General features: G+C 62.1%; 3 protein-coding genes. 1 reads left to right on the top strand and 2 read right to left on the bottom strand.

From position 1 onward, the window contains the following. On the bottom strand, nucleotides 1–653 hold a 653-nt coding region (locus EN750_RS31880; protein WP_145968107.1), incomplete at its 3' end, for an MFS transporter. 124 nt (nucleotides 654–777) lie between these two features. Then, complete coding sequence (locus tag EN750_RS31875; protein ID WP_164873989.1) at nucleotides 778–1,560, bottom strand: metallophosphoesterase; 783 nt, start codon at nucleotides 1,558–1,560, stop codon at nucleotides 778–780. A gap of 151 nt (nucleotides 1,561–1,711) precedes the next feature. On the opposite strand from EN750_RS31875, the gene EN750_RS31870 reads away from it, so the two are divergent. Then, nucleotides 1,712–1,982: SDR family NAD(P)-dependent oxidoreductase (locus EN750_RS31870; RefSeq protein WP_127399073.1), on the top strand; the 271-nt coding region annotated here is incomplete at its 3' end.

The raw sequence follows: 1,982 nt of genomic DNA, 5'->3' as shown, positions 1-1,982 counted from the left end.
AAATACGGGTTGAGAAGCTTCGGCGCCGAATGCTGGATGTCGGTGGCCGACAGCGGTGAGGCGCGCCGCGGACGGCCTAGACGCGGCGCCAGCAGGCCGGCGGCAAGGGCCGCGGCAAACGCCGCCAGAATGATAACCGGAACGGCCTGCGAGCCGGTTGCCGACAGAATGAAGCCGCCGGCGACATTGGCGCAGAGATAGGAGATCGAGCCCCATTTGCGCATGCTTGTGTAGTTCGAACCGAAGCGGCGGACACCCGAAAGCGCCAGCGAGTCGGCGATCGGCGAATGCGGCGTCCAGACAATGGTCAGCGCCAGTGAGACCGCCAGCACCATCGCATAGGTCGGCGGCAGGAAATAGCCTGCCGACAGGAGCAGTGATGCAGCCATCAGCGCGACATAGACATCGGCGCGGTCCCTGGCACGGTCGGCCAACGCGGTCAGTAACGGCGTCGTCACCACGCGCAGGAACATCGGCGCCGCCAGAATGACGGCGATCTGCTCGGCGTGAAAACCCTTGGCCTGCAGCCACAGTGGAAAATAAGGCAAATGGGTTCCGAGCGGCACGTACAGCGTCGCGAAGATCAGGCTCATGCGCAGTTCGAAATGGCGCGGCTTGACGAGTTGTTCGGGCGAGAGCTGCGGCAGGGCCATGAATCGATCCAATCGCGCTGTATTCGACCGGACGGCAACGCGTGTCGATCCCTTAACATGGACGAAAACCGGACGAAACCGGTTGGACTAATTGATCGATTCCGAAGCCTGAAAAGACTTCGGACTATGCCGCCTGCCCTACCCGGTCCTTGATGAGCAACGGGACAAAGGGCTCGTCCGGCGCTTCTGGCAGCACCTGCGCCCAGGTCAGGATTTCCATGCGGCCGTCAAAATGCTCGACCACGGCCGTGCAGCTTTCCACCCAGTCGCCGGTGTTGATGTACTGGACATCGCCAAAATTCTCGATGACGGCATGATGGATGTGGCCGCAAATGACGCCGTCGACGTGTGAACGACGCGCCTCATCCGCAAGCATGGTCTGGAACGAGCCGATGAAGTTCACCGCTTTCTTGACGTTGTGCTTGGCCCAGGACGAAAACGACCAATACGGCAGGCCGAGCAGTTGCCGCAGCCGCGTCACCACGCGGTTGACCAGCATGGCCGCGTCATAGGCATGGTCGCCGAGATAGGCCAGCCAGCGCGCATTGTGGACCACGGTGTCGAACTGGTCGCCATGGATGACGAGCAGGCGCTTGCCGTCGGCGGTCTCGTGGATGGCACGGTCGGCGACGACGATGCCGCCGAAATGCACGCCCTGGAACTGGCGGGCGAACTCGTCATGGTTGCCGGCGATGTAGGTGATGTTGGCGCCCTTGCGCGCCTTGCGCAGCAGTTTCTGCACGACGTCATTGTGGCTTTGCGGCCAGTGCCAGCTCCGCCGCAGCCGCCAGCCGTCGACGATGTCGCCCACCAGATAGATGATATCGGCATCGTGATATCGAAGGAAATCGATCAGGAACTCGGCCTTGGCCGCCTTCGAGCCCAGATGGACATCGGAAATGAACATGCTGCGGAAAGTGCGGGGCTCTTGGCCGGACATCGCGATTTCACCGTTGCTTTCGCGAGCCTATGCCCCGATTCATGCAACAACCGTATGACGGTTGCGATTGGTCCAGCCGAAGGACTAGCTTGCCGGCCAAATCACAGGAGAAATCGTCATGGATCTCGGTATCCGCGGAAAGAAGGCCATCGTCTGCGCTTCGAGCAAGGGACTTGGGCGCGGTTGCGCCATGGCGCTGGCGGAAGCCGGCTGCGATGTCGTGGTCAACGGGCGCAATGCCGAGCTGGTGGCGAAAACCGCCGCGGAGTTGCGCGAGCGCTATGGCGTCACGGTGACGGAAGTCGTTGGCGACGTTTCGAAGCCGGAGGTGCAGAAGGCGCTGCTCGCGGCTTGCCCCGAGCCGGACATCCTCGTCAACAACAATGGCG

This window comes from Mesorhizobium sp. M7A.F.Ca.ET.027.03.2.1 (assembly GCF_003999175.1).
GTDB lineage: Bacteria > Pseudomonadota > Alphaproteobacteria > Rhizobiales > Rhizobiaceae > Mesorhizobium.
This window is presented reverse-complemented; position numbering and strand designations above follow the sequence as displayed.